This window comes from Roseiarcus fermentans, assembly GCF_003315135.1.
Lineage (GTDB): Bacteria > Pseudomonadota > Alphaproteobacteria > Rhizobiales > Beijerinckiaceae > Roseiarcus > Roseiarcus fermentans.
On record NZ_QNRK01000079.1, the window covers coordinates 1 to 1828 of the forward strand.

The 1828-nt window shown below is 66.3% G+C and carries 1 protein-coding gene; it reads right to left on the bottom strand.

What is annotated here, in order from left to right:
- A partial coding sequence (locus DFR50_RS31065; protein WP_210209100.1) for a M10 family metallopeptidase C-terminal domain-containing protein occupies positions 1-1828 on the bottom strand: 1828 nt, incomplete at both ends.

Here is a 1828-nt window from a genome sequence, read left to right on the forward strand (position 1 = left end):
GAGCACCGCGGCGACGTCCTGGGCCTGCGTCATGGCGGGGGTGAGATAGGCGTAGTCGGCGGCGCGCAGCTGCAGCAGGTCGGCGTTGTGGCCCGAGAGGGCGAAGCCGTTGATGGTCTCGTTTCCGAAGCCTGCGGTGAAGGCGAAGGTTTCCGGCGCCTGGGCGGAGCCGGCCTGGATGGTCTCGGTCTGATGGAAGGTCAGGCTCGCGGTCTTGCCGTCGCTGGTGACGGTTTCGGCGCCGCCGCCCTTGGCGATCGTCATGGCGGTGTAGGCGACCCCCGACGGACCGAGGATGTCGATCTCGCCGGCCGAGGCGCTCAGGTTGAGGTCGTCGGCGACGACGTAGCTGCCCGACCAGATCGCGGCGAAGGACGAGTAGGCCCGCCCCTGGACGTTGGTCTCGTTGTCGATCGCGAGCGGCCAGCTGGTGAGCGGCGCGAGCGAGGTCGTGATGGCCGCGCCGTTGGCCATGTCGGTCGCCGACTGGGCCGCGGTCAGGGCGAAGTTGGCGCTGGTGAGGTTGACGACGCCGGTGATGGCGATCTGCATGTCGGCCGTCGTGTCGCCGGCGAGCGCGACCTGGACGCTCGTGGTGCCGTTGGCGTTCTGCTGGGCGCGGACCTCGGGGCCGGCGCCGTCGAACGCCGCCGATCCGATGAAAGCGAAGCTCTGGACGCCGGGGGTCGCCAGATCGCCGTCGATGTGGCTCAGGTCGATGACGTCCTTGGCGGGATCGAAGTTGGCGATGGTGTCGGGGAGGGAGACGGGCGAGTCGCTGACGGCGAGGTAGGTGTAGACGTTGGCGCCGGCGCCGGACCAGATGGTCTGGGATCCGAAACCGCCGACGAAATTGGTTTCATATGCGCTGCCGCCGTACATGACGAGGTTGGCCTGACCGGCGCCGTAGAGGGTGAGGGAGCCGGCGGCCGACTGGCTGACGTTTCCGGTGAGGGCGTAGGCGGTGGACGGGCCGGCCGCGCTGTAGGCCGCCCAGGCGCTGGTCGACCAGGCGGGGTTGGTCCAGTCGAAGACGACGTTGCCGGATTCCGTGATGCCGGCGGCCGAGCCGGGATAGAAGGAATAATAGGTTCCGAATCCCAGATAGTTGTTGGTGACGGAGACGTTGCTCAGCGCGCCCTGCCCGCCGACCTGGATCGCCTGCAGGGTGCTCGAGCCGCCGAGCAAATAATTTCCGGTGACCGTGACGTTGCTGACGGGGCCCAGTTCGCCGGTGATGCGGATGCAGTTGTTGACGTCGTTGACGGTCGACGCCGGGTTCAGGCTCCAGGAGATGAAATTGTCGCTGATCGTCATCGGGTTGGAGCTGTTGGTGATCCAGATCGCGTCCGCATGCCCGCCGCCGTTGTTGCCGGCGCCGGAGAAGTAATTTCCCGAGATGACGCCGCCACCCTGGGCGTCGATGCCGTCGTTGGGGGTGTTGATGAACGTGTTGTTGAGGATGGCGACCGAACCCGTGGAGTAGATGACGGCTTCGTTCTTCGAAGTGGGATCGCCGACGAACGTGCAGTTGGAGACGGTCGTGTTGCTTCCGCTGAGGACCTGGACGGCGTACCACCCGGTGGTGCCGGTGAAGGTGCAATTCGTGATGGTGATGTTGGAGCCCTGGACGTAGACGGTGGCGGTTCCGAAATTGTATCCGCTGACGGTCAGGCCGTTGCCCGAGATCCGGACGATGTTGTTCACCTTGTCGTAGGTGATCGCCGCGCCGTAGCCCGGCAACGACGCGAACCCGCTGAGCGACGCCAGCGGCGTCTGGTTTCCCGTCACCGTGTCGATGCCGGGAAGCAGGACGCCCGGATCCGAA